The organism is Gluconacetobacter tumulisoli (genome assembly GCF_014174155.1).
GTDB classification, from domain to species: Bacteria; Pseudomonadota; Alphaproteobacteria; order Acetobacterales; family Acetobacteraceae; genus Gluconacetobacter; species Gluconacetobacter tumulisoli.
The window spans coordinates 1-15,814 of the sequence record NZ_JABEQM010000005.1 but is presented as its reverse complement, the minus strand read 5'-3'; the positions used below and the strand labels follow the sequence as shown (position 1 = coordinate 15,814).

14 protein-coding genes are annotated in these 15,814 nt (G+C 69.9%); 9 read left to right on the top strand and 5 right to left on the bottom strand.

Translation table 11 applies throughout. The features are described 5' to 3' along the window. Window positions 1-27: 27 nt before the first annotated feature. From HLH28_RS07540 to HLH28_RS07500, 9 genes are all read left to right on the top strand, one after another. On the top strand, window positions 28-1,398 hold the full coding sequence (locus HLH28_RS07540) for an L-serine ammonia-lyase (RefSeq protein WP_182956993.1): 1,371 nt from the start codon (window positions 28-30) through the stop codon (window positions 1,396-1,398). 140 nt (window positions 1,399-1,538) lie between these two features. After that, window positions 1,539-2,795: an aromatic ring-hydroxylating oxygenase subunit alpha gene (locus tag HLH28_RS07535; protein WP_182956990.1), complete on the top strand. Its 1,257-nt coding sequence runs from the start codon at window positions 1,539-1,541 to the stop codon at window positions 2,793-2,795. Further along, a complete protein-coding gene (locus HLH28_RS07530) occupies window positions 2,792-3,898 on the top strand; it encodes a 2Fe-2S iron-sulfur cluster-binding protein (protein ID WP_182956988.1) in 1,107 nt (368 codons plus the stop codon). The genes HLH28_RS07535 and HLH28_RS07530 overlap by 4 nt, the downstream gene beginning before the upstream one ends. Before the next feature lie 2 nt (window positions 3,899-3,900). Beyond that, window positions 3,901-4,899, top strand: a complete 999-nt coding sequence (locus HLH28_RS07525; RefSeq protein WP_182956985.1) for a GlxA family transcriptional regulator — start codon at window positions 3,901-3,903, stop codon at window positions 4,897-4,899. A gap of 22 nt (window positions 4,900-4,921) precedes the next feature. Beyond that, window positions 4,922-6,970: an NADH:flavin oxidoreductase gene (locus tag HLH28_RS07520; RefSeq protein WP_182956982.1), complete on the top strand. Its 2,049-nt coding sequence runs from the start codon at window positions 4,922-4,924 to the stop codon at window positions 6,968-6,970. 5 nt (window positions 6,971-6,975) lie between these two features. Then, window positions 6,976-8,868 (top strand): DUF3483 domain-containing protein, encoded by a 1,893-nt coding sequence (locus HLH28_RS07515; RefSeq protein ID WP_338029680.1) that lies wholly within the window; start codon window positions 6,976-6,978, stop codon window positions 8,866-8,868. Beyond that, window positions 8,865-10,118, top strand: coding sequence for an FAD-binding protein (locus HLH28_RS07510; protein ID WP_182956977.1), 1,254 nt, complete (start codon window positions 8,865-8,867; stop codon window positions 10,116-10,118). Before HLH28_RS07515 ends, HLH28_RS07510 begins: the two co-directional genes overlap by 4 nt. After that, a complete protein-coding gene (locus HLH28_RS07505) occupies window positions 10,118-10,894 on the top strand; it encodes an electron transfer flavoprotein subunit beta (RefSeq protein WP_246395790.1) in 777 nt (258 codons plus the stop codon). The genes HLH28_RS07510 and HLH28_RS07505 overlap by 1 nt, the downstream gene beginning before the upstream one ends. Before the next feature lie 35 nt (window positions 10,895-10,929). Continuing rightward, on the top strand, window positions 10,930-11,454 hold the full coding sequence (locus HLH28_RS07500) for a prolyl-tRNA synthetase associated domain-containing protein (protein ID WP_182956975.1): 525 nt from the start codon (window positions 10,930-10,932) through the stop codon (window positions 11,452-11,454). 88 nt (window positions 11,455-11,542) lie between these two features. Here HLH28_RS07500 and purU read toward each other — a convergent pair whose 3' ends face one another. The 5 genes from purU to HLH28_RS07475 form a co-directional block, all read right to left on the bottom strand. Then, window positions 11,543-12,409, bottom strand: a complete 867-nt coding sequence (purU, locus tag HLH28_RS07495) for a formyltetrahydrofolate deformylase (RefSeq protein WP_182956972.1) — start codon at window positions 12,407-12,409, stop codon at window positions 11,543-11,545. 1 nt (window position 12,410) lies between these two features. Then, window positions 12,411-13,496 carry a GlxA family transcriptional regulator gene (locus HLH28_RS07490; RefSeq protein WP_220789986.1) on the bottom strand — a complete coding sequence of 362 codons (1,086 nt, stop codon included), beginning with the start codon at window positions 13,494-13,496 and terminating at the stop codon, window positions 12,411-12,413. 184 nt (window positions 13,497-13,680) lie between these two features. Further along, window positions 13,681-14,097 (bottom strand): ketosteroid isomerase-related protein, encoded by a 417-nt coding sequence (locus tag HLH28_RS07485; protein WP_182956967.1) that lies wholly within the window; start codon window positions 14,095-14,097, stop codon window positions 13,681-13,683. A 29-nt stretch (window positions 14,098-14,126) separates the two neighbouring features. Then, the gene (locus HLH28_RS07480) at window positions 14,127-15,002 is read right to left on the bottom strand and encodes a carbon-nitrogen hydrolase family protein (protein WP_182956965.1); all 876 of its coding nucleotides are present in this window, start codon (window positions 15,000-15,002) and stop codon (window positions 14,127-14,129) included. A 16-nt stretch (window positions 15,003-15,018) separates the two neighbouring features. After that, entirely contained in the window at window positions 15,019-15,660 is a 642-nt protein-coding gene (locus HLH28_RS07475; RefSeq protein ID WP_182956962.1) for a GNAT family N-acetyltransferase, read from the bottom strand. Window positions 15,661-15,814 lie beyond the last annotated feature (154 nt).

Below are 15,814 nucleotides of genomic sequence, written 5' to 3'. Positions count from 1 at the left end.
GGCCGGTCAGGCCGGGAGGATGGCAGGATGATCAGTCTCTTCGACCTGTTCAAGATCGGGATCGGCCCGTCCTCGTCGCATACGGTGGGACCGATGCGCGCCGCCCACGATTTCGCGGTGGCGCTGCCGGGGCCGGACCATGCGCTGGCCGATGTCGCGCGGCTGCGGGTGACGCTGTACGGGTCGCTGGCCTGGACCGGCGTGGGGCATGCGACGGACAAGGCGGTGATCCTCGGCCTGGCCGGGTTGCTGCCCGATCGCGTCGAACCTGACGCCGCCGACCGCCTGGCCGATACGGTCCGCGCGGCCCGCATGGTGGATGTGCGCGGGGTCGCGATCGCGTTCGATCCCGCGACCGACATCGTCTTCGACCGCGACAGCGTCCCCCCCGTCCATCCCAACACCCTGCAGTTCGAGGCCCTGGACGCGGCGGGCGAGCCGCTGCTGGTCCTGCGCTTCTGCTCCATCGGCGGCGGCTTCGTGGTGCCCGAGGACGAGCCCGCGACCGTGGCGGCGCTGTCCGAACCGGTGCCGTTCGATTTCGTCTCGGGCCGCGACCTGCTGGACCGTGCCCGGCGCACCGGCCTGACCATCGCCGAGATCGTCCTGGCGAACGAGGCCGCGCTGCGTCCGGTGGCCGAGGTGACGGCCTATCTCGACCGGATCGTGGCGGCGATGATGGCCAGCGTCGATCGCGGCATGGCGCAGGACGGCGTGCTTCCGGGCCGCCTGGCCGTCCGCAGGCGGGCGCCGGCCATCCGCGCGCGGCTGGAGGCCGACCGTTTCCGCAATGTCCGCGCGGCGCACGAGGTAATGGACTGGGTCAGCCTGTTCGCCATCGCGGTGAACGAGGAAAACGCCGCCGGCGGCCGGATCGTGACGGCGCCGACCAACGGCGCGGCGGGCGTCGTGCCCGCCGTGCTGCGCTATTATCGCGATTTCTGTCCCGGCGCGTCTCCGGCGGGCCTGCGCGATTTCCTGCTGACGGCGTCGGCGGTGGGCGGATTGTTCAAGCGCAATGCCTCGATTTCCGGCGCCGAGGTCGGCTGCCAGGGCGAGGTCGGGGTCGCATGCTCGATGGCGGCGGCAGGGCTGGCGGCGGCGCTGGGCGCCGACCCCGCGCAGATCGAGAACGCGGCCGAGATCGGGATGGAACATCATCTGGGCATGACCTGCGACCCGGTGGGCGGGCTGGTGCAGATCCCCTGCATCGAACGCAACGCCTTCGGCGCGGTAAAGGCGATCAACGCCGCGTCGCTGGCGATGCGCGGCGACGGGGCGCACCATGTCTCGCTGGACCAGGTGATCGTGACGATGCGCGAGACCGGCGCGGACATGAGCAGCCGCTACAAGGAGACGTCCCTTGGCGGCCTGGCGGTGGGATTCCCCGAGTGTTGAGAGGCCTGTCGGGAGAAGGCTGGCATTGGAAGTCGTTGCGTATTAAAAATATGTCGTTTTGCGGCAATTAAACCTTCGTCAACGCGGCACAGTGAGGTACCCGCGCAGGCGGCGGGGTCAGCAGGGAAGGGCCGGTCGGGATGTCCGAGCAGAGCAAGATGTCGGTGAAGGATCTGGTCGCGCGCCGCAAGGTCGGCCACGCGCTGGAGGCCCCGTTCTATACCAGTCCGGAGATCTTTCGCGTCGACATGGACGTGATCTTCGGGCGGCACTGGATCTATGTCGGCGTCGAACCCGACGTGCCCGAGGCCGGCGACGCGATGGCGATCAACATCGGTCCGTCCTCGATCATCATCGTGCGGGGCGATGACGAGGAAATCCGCGCCTTCCACAATGTCTGCCGCCATCGCGGCGCGCGCATCATGCCCGAAGGCAAGGCGATCATCGGCAATATCGTCTGCCCCTATCATTCCTGGACCTACGGCCTGGACGGCGACCTGAAATTCGCCGAGCACATGGGGGCGGGATTCGATCCCAAGTGCCACGGGCTGAAGCCCGTCGCCCTGCGCTCGGTCTCCGGCCTGCTGTTCATCTGCCTGTCCGACGATCCGCCGGCGGACATCGACGAGATGGCGGCGGCGATGGCGCCCTACCTGGCGCCGCACGACATCCGCAATACCCGCGTCGCCTTCCAGTCCGACCTGATCGAGGACGGGAACTGGAAGCTGACGATGGAAAACAATCGCGAGTGCTATCACTGCGCACCCAACCATCCGGAACTGACGATCCCGCTCTTCGCCTATGGCTTCGGCTTCGCCCCCGATGCGCTGGATGATGAGGGACGGCGCGAGGCCGAGCGCTATGCCCAGCTGATGCGCGATTCGCACGCGCGGTGGGAGGCCGTCGGCCTGCCGTCGCGGGAGATCGAGCATCTGGCCGACCGGACGACGGGGTTCCGGACCGAACGGCTGCCCATCGACCAGTCGGGTGAAAGCCAGACGATGGACACCCGCGCGGCGTGCCGCGTGGCGCTGGGTGGCCTGACGGACAAGTCGGTCGGCGGCCTGTCCTTCTGGACGCAGCCCAATTCCTGGCATCATTTCATGGGCGACCACATCGTCACCTTCACGGCGATCCCGATCGACGAATCCCATACGCTGGTCCGTACCAAATGGCTGGTGCACAAGGACGCGGTCGAGGGCGTGGATTACGACCTGCAGCGCCTGACCGAAGTGTGGGACGCGACGAACCGCCAGGATGCCGACCTGGTCGCCATCGGCCAGCAGGGGGCCACCGACCCGGCGTACGAGGCCGGTCCCTATTCCCCCTATACCGAAGGACTGGTCGAGAAATTCGCCGCCTGGTACATCGACCGCCTGGCCGCGTCCCTGCCGTGAGCGGCGCAGGCGACATCGTGGCGCGCCCGCCGCGCCACGCCGTGCCGTACTGGAACCCGGAGGTGGACGAAATCCTGGTCTGCCGGCAGGTGCGCGACGAGACGCATGACGTCAGGACCTTCGTCTTCACCGCGCCGGAACCCCGCCGGTTCGCCTATAGTCCCGGGCAGTTCATGACCCTGACCCTGCCCATCGGGGACGGGGGCGGCGAGATCAATCGCTGCTATACCATCTCCTCGTCGCCGACGCGGCCGGATACGCTGGCGATCACGGTCAAACGCGTGGCGGGCGGGGTCGTATCCAACTGGCTGCACGATACGCTGCGCCCGGGGATGGAGATCCGCGCGCTGGGCCCGATGGGCGACTTCACCTGCGACGGGCTGGCGGCGGACAGATATCTGTTCCTGTCGGGCGGCAGCGGCGTCACGCCGATGATGTCGATGGCACGGAGTTTCCACGATCTGGGCGGGCAGGAGGACGTGGTGTTCCTGCACAGCGCGCGCAGCCCCGGCGACGTGGTGTTCGCGCGCGAACTGGCGCTGATGGAACAGAACTGGCCGGCCTTCCGCGCGGTCGCGGTGTGCGAGCACGATACCCCGTCCGCCCGGTGGAACGGCCATCGCGGGCGCCTGACGCCGGCGATGCTGGCGATGATCGCCCCGGATTTCCTCGAGCGCGAAATCTTCGTCTGCGGACCGGCCCCGTATATGGCGGCGGTGCGCGAGATGCTGCGCGGGGCGGGTTTCGACATGTCCCGTCATCACGAGGAAAGTTTCGATTTCGCGACCCTGTCGGCGGCGGAACCCGAACTGCCGGAGGCCATCGCGGAGCTGGAGGCCGCGCGCCACGCCGTGACCTTCACCAAGAGCCGTCGCGAGATCGAATGTGGGGCCGACACCACCATCCTGTCGGCGGCGCGGGCGGCGGGGATGCGCCTGCCGGCCTCCTGCGCCAAGGGGATGTGCGGGACATGCAAATGCCGCCTGGTGTCCGGCACGGTGGACATGAAACATGACGGCGGCATCCGCCAGCGCGAGATCGACCAGGGCATGATCCTGATCTGCTGCGCGCGGCCGACCAGCGACCTGGTGGTCGAACGCTGACGATGTCGCGGCCGCTCGATCTTGCCGGGTTGCAGCGCTTCGGGTTCCTGACCCTGGCCGGCTATTCGATGATCGCCGTCAGCAACGCGATCGAGGCCCTGCGCATGGCCAACCGGGTGGGCGATGCGCCGGTCTATGACTGGGACATCGTGACGATGGACGGCGCGGGGATGCCGGCCAGCAACGGGCTGGCGCTGCATCCCACGGTGGCGGCGGCCGATGCGCGGCCGTTCGACGTCCTGTTCGTCTGCGGGGGCATCGACGTCCGTGCGGCGACCGGGCGGCCGCTGCTGGCGTGGCTGCGGCGGCAGGCGCGGGAAGGGGTCGCGCTGGGGGCGCTGTGCACCGGCACCTTCGCCCTGGCCGAGGCCGGGCTGCTGCGGGGGTATCGCTGTGCGATCCATTGGGAAAACCTGTCCTCGATCCGCGAGGAATTTCCCGAAATCGACATTTCCGACGATCTGTTCGTCATCGATCGCGACCGGCTGACCTGCACCGGCGGGTCGGTGCCGCTGGACATGATGCTGCGGATCATCGAGGCCCGGTTCGGGCCGGCCCGCGCCCGCGCGGTGTCGGCGCAGTTCATCCTGGACCGCAGCCGCACCGGCGACGAGGTGCAGCCGGTGCCCGCCCTGGCCGATGCCCCGCCGGCCATGGCGCGGGCGCTGCGCCTGATCGAGAAGGACATCGACCGGCCGTTGCGCATCGCCGACATCGCGGCGGCGGCGCGCCTGTCGGTCCGCCAGCTGGAACGGCTGTTCCGCCGCCATACCGGGTCGACGCCCGCCGCCTATCTGGTGGCGGCCCGGCTGGACCGGGCGCGGCGGCTGCTGCGGCAGACGGTCATGCCGGTGACCGACATCGGCATCGCCTGCGGCTTCGTCTCCGCCGCGCATTTCAGTACCGCCTATCGCAGCCGCTTCGGCCGCGCCCCGCGCGAGGAGCGCAAGATGCGGCTGGCCTCCGCGATCGCCCTTCACCCACATCCGTCGCCTGGCTGACGGTGTCCATGGACAACCCTGCATGATTACGAATGCCGAGGCGCTCTTCAAACCATTGCGGATCAAGAATCTGGTCATCCGCAACCGGGTGATGAGCACCAGCCACGCCCCCGGCTACGGCAAGGACGGCAAGCCGCAGGAACGCTACCAGCTCTATCACGCCGAAAAGGCGAAGGGCGGGATCGGCCTGACCATGTTCGGCGGATCGTCCTCGGTCGAATGCGACAGCCCGGCCACGCCGTGGAACCAGATCGCGGTGAGCGACGACAGCATCGTGCCCTATTTCCGGGAATTCTCGGACCGGGTGCATGAGTACGGCGCGCGGCTGATGATCCAGCTGACGCATATGGGGCGTCGTACCCGCTGGGATACCGATGCGTGGCTGCCGGTGATCGCGCCGTCGGTCCGGCGCGAGCCCGCGTCGCGCTCGATCCCCAAGGAGATGGAGGCCGAGGATATCGCGCGCGTTGTCCGCGCCTTCGCCGACGCGGCCCGGCGCTGCCGCGACGGCGGGCTGGACGGGCTGGAAATCTCGGCCGCGCACGGGCATCTGGTGGATCAGTTCTGGAGTCCGTCGGCCAACACGCGGCAGGACGCGTACGGCGGGTCGCTGGACCATCGCATGCGCTTCGGCATCGAGGTCCTGACCGCGATCCGCGAGGCCGTGGGCGACGATTACGTCGTGGGCATGCGCATGTCGGGCGACGAACTGCTCAACGGCGGGCTGACGCACGACGAATGCACCGCCATTGCCGCCGAATATGCCGGGCGCGGCCTGGTGGATTTCGTCAATATCGTCGGTGGCCAGGCGCGCGACGACATGGCCCATGCCGTCAGTCTGCCGAACATGTCCTTTCCCGTCGCCCCGTTCCTGCATCTGGCCAGCGCCATCAAGCGCGCGGTCGACGTGCCGGTCTTCCACGCCCAGCGGATCACCGACCTGGCATCCGCCGCGCGCGCGGTGGCGGAGGGGCATGTCGACATGGTGGCGATGACCCGCGCGCACATCGCCGACCCGCATCTGGTCAACAAGCTGGCCGAGGGGCGGGACGACGATATCCGGCAATGCGTCGGCGCGGGCTATTGCATCGACCGGATCTATGTCGGCGGGGATGCGCTGTGCCTGCAGAACGCAGCCACGGGGCGCGAGGCGACGATGCCGCACGATATCCGGCCCGGCGACGTGCGGCGCCGTGTCGTGGTCGTGGGCGGCGGCGTGGCCGGGCTGGAGGCCGCGCGGGTCTGCGCGTGGCGCGGGCATGACGTGGTGCTGTTCGAACGCGAGGGCGCGACCGGCGGCCAGGTGAATATCGCGGCCAGGGCGGGCTGGCGCGAGGCCCTGTCGGGCATCGTCCGCTGGCTGGACGCCCAGGTGCGCAAGCTGGGCGTCGATGTCCGCACCGGGGTCGAGGCGACGGCGGCGCTGGTGGCGGCGGAAAAGCCCGATATCGTGATCGTGGCCACCGGCGGCGCGCCGTCGCTGGGCGAATTGCCGGGATCGGACCTGACATGGTCCACCCATGCCGTGCTGGACGGCACCGTCAGCCCGACCGGCAGTGTCCTGCTGTATGACGAGATGGGGCAGCACAACGCGGCCTCGGTGGCGGAAGTGCTGGCGACGCGCGGCTGTCTGGTCGAATTCGCGACCCACGACCGGATGGTCGCGCAGGAGGTCGGCACCACCAACCAGCCGGTGCACCTGCGCGAACTGTACCGGCTGGGCGTGGTCCTGACCCCCAATGCCGAACTGATCGAGACGTACCGCGAGGGCAATCGCCTTGTCGCCGTCCTGCGCAACACCATGACCGGGGCGGAGGAGGAGCGTGTGGTCGACCATGTGGTCGTCGAATGCGGCACCCTGCCGCGCGACGTGCTGTATTTCGCGCTCAAGGACGCTTCGGTCAATCGCGGCCAGACCGATTTGCCGGCCCTGCTGGAAGGCCGGGCGCAGCCGGCCCTGGCTGCCTGCGGCACGGGGGACTACGCGCTGTTTCGCATCGGCGACGCGGTGGCCGGCCGCAACATCCACGCGGCGCTGTATGACGCGCTGCGCCTGTGCAAGGATTTCTGAGCCTCGTGGGACTGGTTCTGGTCTGTCTGGCCTGGGGGCTTGCGGCAGGCGTGCTGCTGGCGGCCCGGGGCCTCGCGCGGCGCTGGCGGCAGGGGCGGCCCGTCCGGGTGGATTGGGTCGCGGGCCTGGCCGCCGTGCCGCGCCGCTATCTGGTGGATGTCCATCACGTCGTCGAACGCCGGCCCGAGGCGGCGCGGATGCATGTGCCCACGGCCGGCGGCCTGCTGGCGGGCAGCGTCGCGCTGATGCTGGCGGTGCTGCCGGCGTTGCGCGGCAGCCGGGTCTATTGGGCGGTGGTGGCGGTGTTGTTCGCCGCGGCCCTGTGGGGCGCGATCCTGGTCCGGCGGCGGCGGCGACCGGTGGTGCCGTCCTTCCTGTCGGCGGGCATGTTCCTGTGGCTGCCGGCGGCGCTGGGCGCCTATGCGGGCGGGGCGCTGCTGCTGGCGCTGGGCATGCTGGCCGTGCCGGGTGGTGGTGCGTCGCCCTTGCTGCTGGCGCCCCTGCTGCTGGCCGTCGGCGGGGCAGGGGGGCTGCTGGTGCAGTTCGCGCGCGGGCCGATGCGGCATGCATTCGCCGGCACCGTCTGGCTGGCCGCCCACGCGCGGCCGGGCCGGTTCGGGGGCGGGCGGGACACCGCATTGCGGCCGCTGGACCTGGATGCCCCGCGTCTGGGCGCGTTGGCACCGTCCGATTTCGCCTGGACCGCGCTGGCCAGTTTCGACGCCTGCATCCAGTGCGGCCGGTGCGAACAGGCCTGCCCAGCCTTCGCCGCCGGGCAGCGGCTGAACCCCAAGGCGCTGATCCAGGACCTGGTCGCGGCCACGCGCGGTGGAAGCGCCGCCGAACCCTACAGCGGCAGCCCGGCCCCCAATGCCCCGCCGGTGGCATGCCGGGGCAGCATGGATGCCCCTGTCATCGGTGTGGATGCGATGATCCATCCGGATACGCTGTGGGCCTGCACCACCTGCCGTGCCTGCGTCGAGGAGTGCCCGATGATGATCGAGCATGTCGACGCGATCGTCGATCTGCGGCGCGGGCAGGCCCTGATGCTGGGACAGGTGCGTCCGGGCGCCGCGCAGGCGCTGCGCCGGATGCGCGACAGCGCCGAGCCCGGCGGTCGTCCGCTGGCCGCCCGCGCCGACGGGCTGGCGGCGCTGGATGTGCCGGTGCTGCCCGAGGGGGGAGAGACCGACATCCTGCTGTGGCTGGGCGAGGGGGCATTCGACCTGCGCTATGGCCGGACCCTGCAGGCGCTGGTGCGGCTGATGCGGCTGGCGGGCTTGCGCTTCGCCATCCTGGGCGAGGCCGAAACCGATTGCGGCGACCTGGCCCGCCGCCTGGGGGACGAGGCGACGTTCCACCTTCTGGCCGGCGAGGCCATCGCGACGCTGAAGGCTCGTACGTTCCAACGGATCGTGACCGCCGACCCGCATGCGCTGCATGTGTTGCGCAACGAATATCCGGCATTGGGCGGGCACTGGACGGTGCAGCACCATACGGCGCTGCTGGACGAACTAGTGACCGGCGGGGCCCTGCGCCTGGCGCCACGCGACCTGCCGCCGGTCGCTTATCACGATCCCTGTTATCTCGGCCGCTATAATGGCGAGATCGCGGCCCCGCGTCGTCTGCTGGACGCCGCCTGCGGCACGCGGGTGGAAATGGAGCGTCATGGCATGCGCTCGATGTGCTGCGGCGGGGGCGGGGGCAACCCGATCAGCGATGTCGACGGGGCCGCGCGGATTCCCGACCTGCGCATGGCGCAGGCCGACGCGGCGGGGGCGGCGATCGTCGCCGTGGGCTGCCCGGGTTGCACCGCGATGCTGGAGGGCGTGCCAGCCCCCCGGCCCGAGGTGCGGGACATCGCGGAACTGGTGCTCGACGCCGTGGTGACGGCATGACCGGCCGTCTGCGCCGCGATCCGCGCGCCGAACGGGCGGCGCGGCAGGTCGGGCTCGGCGCGCGGCCGCGTTTCGATCTGGCGCAACCGCCAGGCGGACGGTCCCCAGGGGGCGGGGTGTCCGGGATCGGGCCTTCGGGCCGGATTCGACGCGACCCGCGTGCCGAACAGGCGCGATTGCTGGTGCCCGGCGGAGATCGGCCGCGCCTGGTGCGCGGCGGCACTGGGGGCACCGGTACGGCGCGCGTCTCCGCGCCGGCCCCGGCCCAAGTGATCCGCGTGGACGATCCGGCCTGCCTGGTCGTCGCGATCCCCGACCTGCCGGATGGGCGGCTGGACCGGCTGGACCGGCAGGTGCTGGGGGCGGCGCGCGTGTTGGCGGACGCGGCGTCCGGCGCGGTGGTGATGTTGGGCGGCGCGGCCCATCCCGACCTGGTGCAGGAGGCCGCGCAGGCGGGCGCCGACCGCTTGGCAATGGTGGATACGGCCCTGCCCGGCCAGGCGGTGTTGGACCCGGAATATCGGGCCGCGGTCGTCTGTGCCGCACTGGCCGCGCTGTCGCCCCGGCACGTCCTGTTTCCCGACAGCGACGATGGTGCGGACCTGGCGCGCCGCGTCGCCGCGCACACGGGGCAGGGCCTGATGACGGGGGTGGAGGTCCTGACCGCCCGGCAGGCGATCCGCCCGTGCCGGGCGGGCCGTCGTGAACAGATCTCGGCCCCACCGGCGTTGATGACGCTGGCGCCCGACCGGGTCGCCCCCTATGCGGGCGCGGTGCGGGAGGCCAGGCTGCTGCCGGGCGGGGTCGACCCGGTTCCGGTCCTGCCGGTGCCGGGGCGCATTCGCGCGTCGGCGCCGCGCGCCGCCGATCCGGCGACGATGAAACTGGCCGAGGCCCCGTTCGTGGTGGCGGCGGGCAATGGCGTGACCGATTTCGGCCTGTTCCGGGCGGTCGTCGCCGACCTGCACGCCACGCCGGGGGCCAGCCGCGTGGTCTGCGACGCCGGGCTCATGCCCCGCGCGGCGCAGGTGGGTGCGTCCGGCACCGTGCTGGATGCCGTGTGCTACCTGGCCTTCGGCATCGCGGGCGCGCCGCAGCATCTGCAGGGGCTGGGACGCGTCGAACATGTGGTGGCCGTCAATACCGACCTGCATGCCGCGATGGTGGCGCGCGCCGGCCTGTCGGTCATTGCGGACGCGCAGCGCGTGATGCCGGCCATCCGCGATGCGCTGGCGGCGGAGGGCGGGTAATGGCCACGGAATTGCGGGCAGTGGTGCTTCTGTCGGCGGGGATCGACCCGGTGTCGGGCCGCCCCGCCCCTGTCGGAACCGAAATCCGCGCCATCGGCCTGGCACGGGCGCTGGGCGCGCGGATGATCGGGCTGCATGCCGGTCCCGCCGCACCGGTCCTGCGCGAATATGCCGGCTATGGGCTGGCGGATATCGTCTGCCTCGACGGGGCAGGGCACGATCCGGTCGCAGCCCTTGCGCGGGCCATCGTGTCGGGATCGCTGTTCACGGACGGGACGGTGGATCTGGTGCTGGCGGGCCGACGTGCCTCGGGCGGGATGGACAGCGGACTGTTGCCCTATGCGGTGGCGGAACGCCTGGGTTGGCCGATCGTGGCGGATGTCGCCGAAGGGCAGGTGGCTGTCCCGGCCAGCCGGCCGCCGGAATTCGACGTCGAACAGGCCCGCCCGCGCGGGACACGGCGCGCGGCGCGGGTCGCGGCCCCCTGCGCGCTGGCTGTGCACGATGTCGCATCCTGCGTTCCCGATTTCGTCTTCGCGCGGACTCGCATGGCCGTCCTGCGCACGATGCCGTCCGGCCTCGCCGAGCCGTCGGCCCCCGTGACCGAAACGGTGGAGGAACGCGCCTATCGTCGCCGGCCGCGCCTGATCGCGTCGACGGCGACGCAGGCGCCGGGCGGCCAGGTGCTGGTCGATCCCCCGCCACAGGACGCCGCGCGGGCCATCATCGATCATCTGCGGGCGCTGGGCGTGCTGCCCCCGCCTGCCGGGTCCTGACCGGACCCGTCGCCTGCCAGACGGAAGGAAACATCATGGACGCAACATCATCGGCCGAGGATCGGTTGACCGGGGCGCCGGCCCGGCTGCAGGCTCTGCTGGCACGCCTGGATATCGACGCCCCATCGGTATCGCATCCCCCCGTCCATACCGTCGAGGACGCGCTGCCCTACTGGGCCATGCTGGAGGGCGCGCATACCAAGAACCTGTTCCTGAAGGACGCCAAGGGCGCGCTGTTCCTGGTGACGCTGCCGATGGAGCGCAAGGTGGACATGAAGGCGCTGGCCCCGATGATCGGGGCCAAGCGCCTGTCGTTCGGCAGCGCGGATCTGATGGAAACATGCCTGGGCACGCGGCCGGGGGCGCTGGGGCCACTCAGCCTCGTCGCCGACCCCGACCACGCGGTGCACTTCGCGATCGACGCCGCCCTGCTGGCGGCCGGACGCGTGACCTGCCACCCGATGGACAACACCGCGACCCTGTCCCTGTCGGTCGAGGAACTGAAGCACGTCCTGGCGGCGATCGGGGTGGAACCGCTGGTGGTGACGTTTCCCGATTGAGGCAGGTGCCTCGAAGGACCATTCGTCGTGCGACCTTCGCGCACATGGGCCTCGGGCAATGTCTGGCCTGCCCTGCCCTGCCCGAATGTCAGTCGGGGAATACGACCGTCCGGAGGCCGTTGCGAATTACCCGGTCTTCCAGATGGTAGTGGACGGCGCGGGAAAGGACGCGGCGTTCGACGTCGCGTCCCTTGCGGACCAGGTCCTCGGCGGTGTCCGAATGGCTGATCCGTTCGGCGTCCTGCTCGATGATCGGGCCTTCGTCCAGGTCGGTGGTGACGTAATGCGCCGTCGCCCCGATCAGCTTTACCCCGCGGGCATGGGCCTGGTGGTAGGGGCGCGCGCCCTTGAAGCTGGGCAGGAAGGAATGGTGGATGTTGATGCAGCGTCCGGCCAGTCGCGCCGACATGTCGTCCGACAGGACCTGCATGTAGCGCGCCAGCACCACCAGTTCGGCCCCCGTGTCCTGGATCAGCGACCACAGGCGCGCTTCCTGCGCGGGCTTGGTGGCCGGGGTGATCGGCAGGTGATGGAAGGGAATGCCGCCCGTGTCCACCGAGGCATTGGCCGCGCGCGGGTGGTTCGAGACGATGGCGACCGGTTCCATCGCCAGTTCGCCGATGCGCCAGCGATAGAGCAGGTCGGCCAGGCAGTGGTCGAAGCGCGAAACCATGATCAGCACGCGGCGCCGCGTCGCCTGGTCGCGCAGGGACCAGTCCGCGTCGAACTGTTCCGCCAGCGCCGACAACGCCGCGTGGTGGCGGGCAGGGTCGTGTTCGCCGTCCGGCAGGCTGAAGGCGATCCGCATGAAGAAGCGGCCGCTGGCCAGGTCGTTATGCTGGTTGATTTCCAGGATATTGCCGCCGATCTCGAACAGATAGCGGGCATAGGCCGCGACGATGCCGGTCTGGCTGACGCAGCTGACGATCAGGACCAGACGGCCGGGCGTGGGCATGTCAGCGTTCCTCGAACAGGCGCACGCCCGCGCGTTCGCTGGGGCGTTCGGGCAGCAGGATCGGCGTGCCCCCGGTGGGACGGCCCCGGTGGATGCGCAGGTCGCTGGGGCTGTGGCCGAACATCGATTTGAACTGGCGCGAGAAATGGGCGCAGTCGGAAAACCCCGTCTCGACCGCGACCTCTGTCACCGACAGTTCGCCCTGCTGCAACAGCGCGCGCGCATAGCGCAGGCGGATCAGACGGTAGAAATTGGCGGGCTTGACGCCCAGCACCGTGTGGAACAGCCGTTCCAGCTGGCGCGATGAAATGCCCAGACGGCTGGCGAGGTCGGCGATGGGGATCGGCTCGGCCATGTTCTGCTCCATCTCCAGCACCGCGCGGCGGACGCGCGGATCGGCGATGTGGCTGATTTCGTCGATGACCGGGGGATGGGGCTGCAATGGTGCGCGGTTGCTGCGTGCGGGGCGGTCCAGCAGCAGGACATGGCTGGCCTTCTTGGCCACCGGACGGCCCAGATGCCGTTCGATCAGATGCAGCGCAAGGTCGGCCGCGCCGCCCCCGCCGGAACAGGTGATGCGGTCGCCGTCGACCAGGAACATATGGTCGCTGACCACGTGATGGTCGGGAAATTCCTCGGTGAAATCCTGGCGATGATACCAGCTGACGCAGGATGATCGGTCTTCCATCACGCCGGCGCGGCACAGGACGAACACGCCGGTGCAGATGCCGATCAGCGACACGCCGGCATCCGCCGCCCGGCGCAGATAACGGATGGTCGCATCGTCCACCTGCCGCCGGCCATGCAGCAGGCCGCCGACGACGGCGACGTAATCGAATTCGGTCGGGTCGCAGAAATCGGAATTGCGCGCCACCGCGACCCCGCAACTGGACCGGACCGGATCGGGCCGGCTGTTCATGATCTGCCAGCGGCACAGGATGGGGCGGCTGTTGTCGTTCTTGTCCGCGGCCAGGCGCAGATGGTCGATGAACAGCGAAAAGGCCGAGAGCGTGAAATTTTCCGCCAGGATCACGCCAACCCGCAGGCAGGGATGTCCGGCGGTTTCGGCGGGTCTGAAACGCATCATGCCATCTCCCGTACAGGGGACAGTGCGACATCCTTCGGGTGAAGGCGTGCAGCCGACGCCTCGTTGCGAGGCGGGATCGAGCCTACGAACCGTGTCGGATTCCTACTTGTCCGCAGGCGACATATTCTGGCCCAGGAACGTCATGGATTCATTTTAGTTCCGGGCCTTTCCGCGTCCGGCGGTATCAGGCTCCGCCGGTCACCTGCCGCGTCCAGTCCGGCAGGTTGTAGAAATTGGAGATCCGCGCGACCTTGCCATCGCGGACGGTGAAGAACGCGCCCGCCGGCAGGACGTAGGTCTGCCCCGATGCGGGGGGCAGGCCGTCGTCGGTGGCCAGGTACGTGCCGTGCACCACGAATTCGGCGGCGGCGCGGGTGCCGTCCGCATTCACCATCACCACCACGTCGGTGATGGTCTCGCTATAGCAGCGATCCATCCGGGCCAGGAAGACGCGGAACAGGTCACGCCCGACCTCTCGCCCACCCTGGTTGATGTCGTGTGCGACATCATCGTCCAGCAGGGCCAGGAAGGCGTCGCGATCACCAGTGTTGAAGGTGGCGTAATAGGTTTCGATCAGGGCACGGGTGGCGTCAATCGACATGGCGGGGCCTCGTATCGTCGGGGGAAGGATCAGACGGAAAAGGGATTGGCGGTGGCGGCGGGCACGTGCGGGGGCCAGTCGCGACAGTTGCGCACGGCCCCGTCCTGGCGCACCGCCTCCAGCATCGCAGGGTCGAGGGTGGCGAAGACCCAGCCCCCCGCATCATTCGGGCCTTCGGCCACGATGCCGTCGGCGGCGAAGCCGCGATCCATCGGGCCGTAGATGCCGGCCGCGCCGTGATTGTCGTCCAGCGTGGCCAGCCAGGGCGCCGCGCCGACGGTGGGCGACACCGCGACGAAGCACTGGTTTTCCAGCGCCCGCGCGCGGGCCGAAATCCGCACGCGGTTGAAGCCGTGCATGGTGTCGGTGCAGGTCGGGACCAGGATCAGCCATGCCCCGGCCTCGATCTGCGCACGGGTCAGGGCGGGGAATTCGGAATCGTAGCAGACCGCCGTGCCGATCCGGCCCCAGGGGGTTTCGAAGATGCCGGGTGGGTCGCCGGCCTGCACGCCCCAGGATTCGGTTTCGAACCGGGTCATGACGTGCTTGTCCTGGAAGGCGACGCGCCCGTCCGGCGCGATCAGCGGCGCGCGGTTGCGGATGCGGCCGGGCTCGGGCCGGGGCAGGGTGCCGGGCATCAGCCAGACGCCGTGGCGTCGGGCGGCGTCGCGCATGATGGCCAGGACGTCGTCGCTGCGGCGGCAGAAGGCTTCCAGCTCCGCCGTGGGGTCGGGCTGCGTCGCCAGGGCGGCGGCCTCCATGCAGGCATATTCCGGCATCAGCAGCAGGTCGGCGCCGGCCGCGCCTTCGGCGACCAGCCGGTCCAGATGGGCGGCATAATCGTCGAGCGAGGCGATGCGTTCCACCTGCCAGGCCAGGACACCCAGGCGGAGGGGGCGGGTCATGGGCAGAGGATCCTTTTCATTCGTCCGGCGGGGAATGGTCCAGCAGGCTGGATGGAACCGGCGCGTCCCGCAAGGGCTTGATCCAGAAATCCAGCGTATGCGCGCGTTCGGCCGCATCGCCCGGTTCCCGCCAGTCCAGCGCGCAGAAGACGCCGGGCAGCGGACGAAAGCCCCGGCGCCGCCAGAAACCATGCAGCGAGGGCGCGTCCGTTGGGCGGGCGGGATGGGTATCCGGGCGGCGCACCGCGCAGAACACTGCGAATTCCGCCGGGCCGGTGCGGGCATGGCGTTCGCGTTCCGCGAAGAAGCGCACGCCCAGCCCCTGGCCCCGCCAGGGCGGTAGCAGGACCGATTCGCCGAAATAGAAGAAGCGGTCGAGATCCAGCCCCCGTGCCTCGAACGGTGCGCGGATGCACGCCATCTCGTCGCGCAGGGGCAGGCAGGACGATGCGCCGACGATCCGGCCCGCGTCGGCGGCCGTGACGATGGCGGCCGCCGGACTGCGGACATAGACGTCCAGATAGCGTTCCTCGTAATCCGGGTCGTCGCCGTCATACAGGTACGGCCATTCGCGAAATACCGCGATGCGCAGGCGCGCCAGGTCGGGCAGGACCGCGGCGATGTCCGCGCCCATCCGGGTTTCGATCACGACTGGCATGTGGTCCTGTCCCCTATGTCCGCTCCCGAAGGATGTTCATAAATAGATGGGGAATCGGGCGCAAAGGGCCTTGACCTTGAGGTGGACGGCGTCCTCGATGTCGGCGCAGCCGTCTTCGCCGCGCTCGGCGAGGGCGGTCAGCACCTCGTCGATC

What these genes read in the sequence shown, in the direction of transcription:
- HLH28_RS07540 (WP_182956993.1), top strand. Translation starts at nt 28, where the DNA reads ATGATCAGTCTCTTCGACCTGTTCAAGATCGGGATCGGCCCGTCCTCG.
- HLH28_RS07535 (WP_182956990.1), top strand. Translation starts at nt 1,539, where the DNA reads ATGTCCGAGCAGAGCAAGATGTCGGTGAAGGATCTGGTCGCGCGCCGC.
- HLH28_RS07525 (WP_182956985.1), top strand. Translation starts at nt 3,901, where the DNA reads ATGTCGCGGCCGCTCGATCTTGCCGGGTTGCAGCGCTTCGGGTTCCTG.
- HLH28_RS07520 (WP_182956982.1), top strand. Translation starts at nt 4,922, where the DNA reads ATGATTACGAATGCCGAGGCGCTCTTCAAACCATTGCGGATCAAGAAT.
- HLH28_RS07510 (WP_182956977.1), top strand. Translation starts at nt 8,865, where the DNA reads ATGACCGGCCGTCTGCGCCGCGATCCGCGCGCCGAACGGGCGGCGCGG.
- HLH28_RS07505 (WP_246395790.1), top strand. Translation starts at nt 10,118, where the DNA reads ATGGCCACGGAATTGCGGGCAGTGGTGCTTCTGTCGGCGGGGATCGAC.
- HLH28_RS07500 (WP_182956975.1), top strand. Translation starts at nt 10,930, where the DNA reads ATGGACGCAACATCATCGGCCGAGGATCGGTTGACCGGGGCGCCGGCC.
- purU (WP_182956972.1), bottom strand. Translation starts at nt 12,409, where the DNA reads ATGCCCACGCCCGGCCGTCTGGTCCTGATCGTCAGCTGCGTCAGCCAG.
- HLH28_RS07490 (WP_220789986.1), bottom strand. Translation starts at nt 13,496, where the DNA reads ATGATGCGTTTCAGACCCGCCGAAACCGCCGGACATCCCTGCCTGCGG.
- HLH28_RS07485 (WP_182956967.1), bottom strand. Translation starts at nt 14,097, where the DNA reads ATGTCGATTGACGCCACCCGTGCCCTGATCGAAACCTATTACGCCACC.
- HLH28_RS07480 (WP_182956965.1), bottom strand. Translation starts at nt 15,002, where the DNA reads ATGACCCGCCCCCTCCGCCTGGGTGTCCTGGCCTGGCAGGTGGAACGC.
- HLH28_RS07475 (WP_182956962.1), bottom strand. Translation starts at nt 15,660, where the DNA reads ATGCCAGTCGTGATCGAAACCCGGATGGGCGCGGACATCGCCGCGGTC.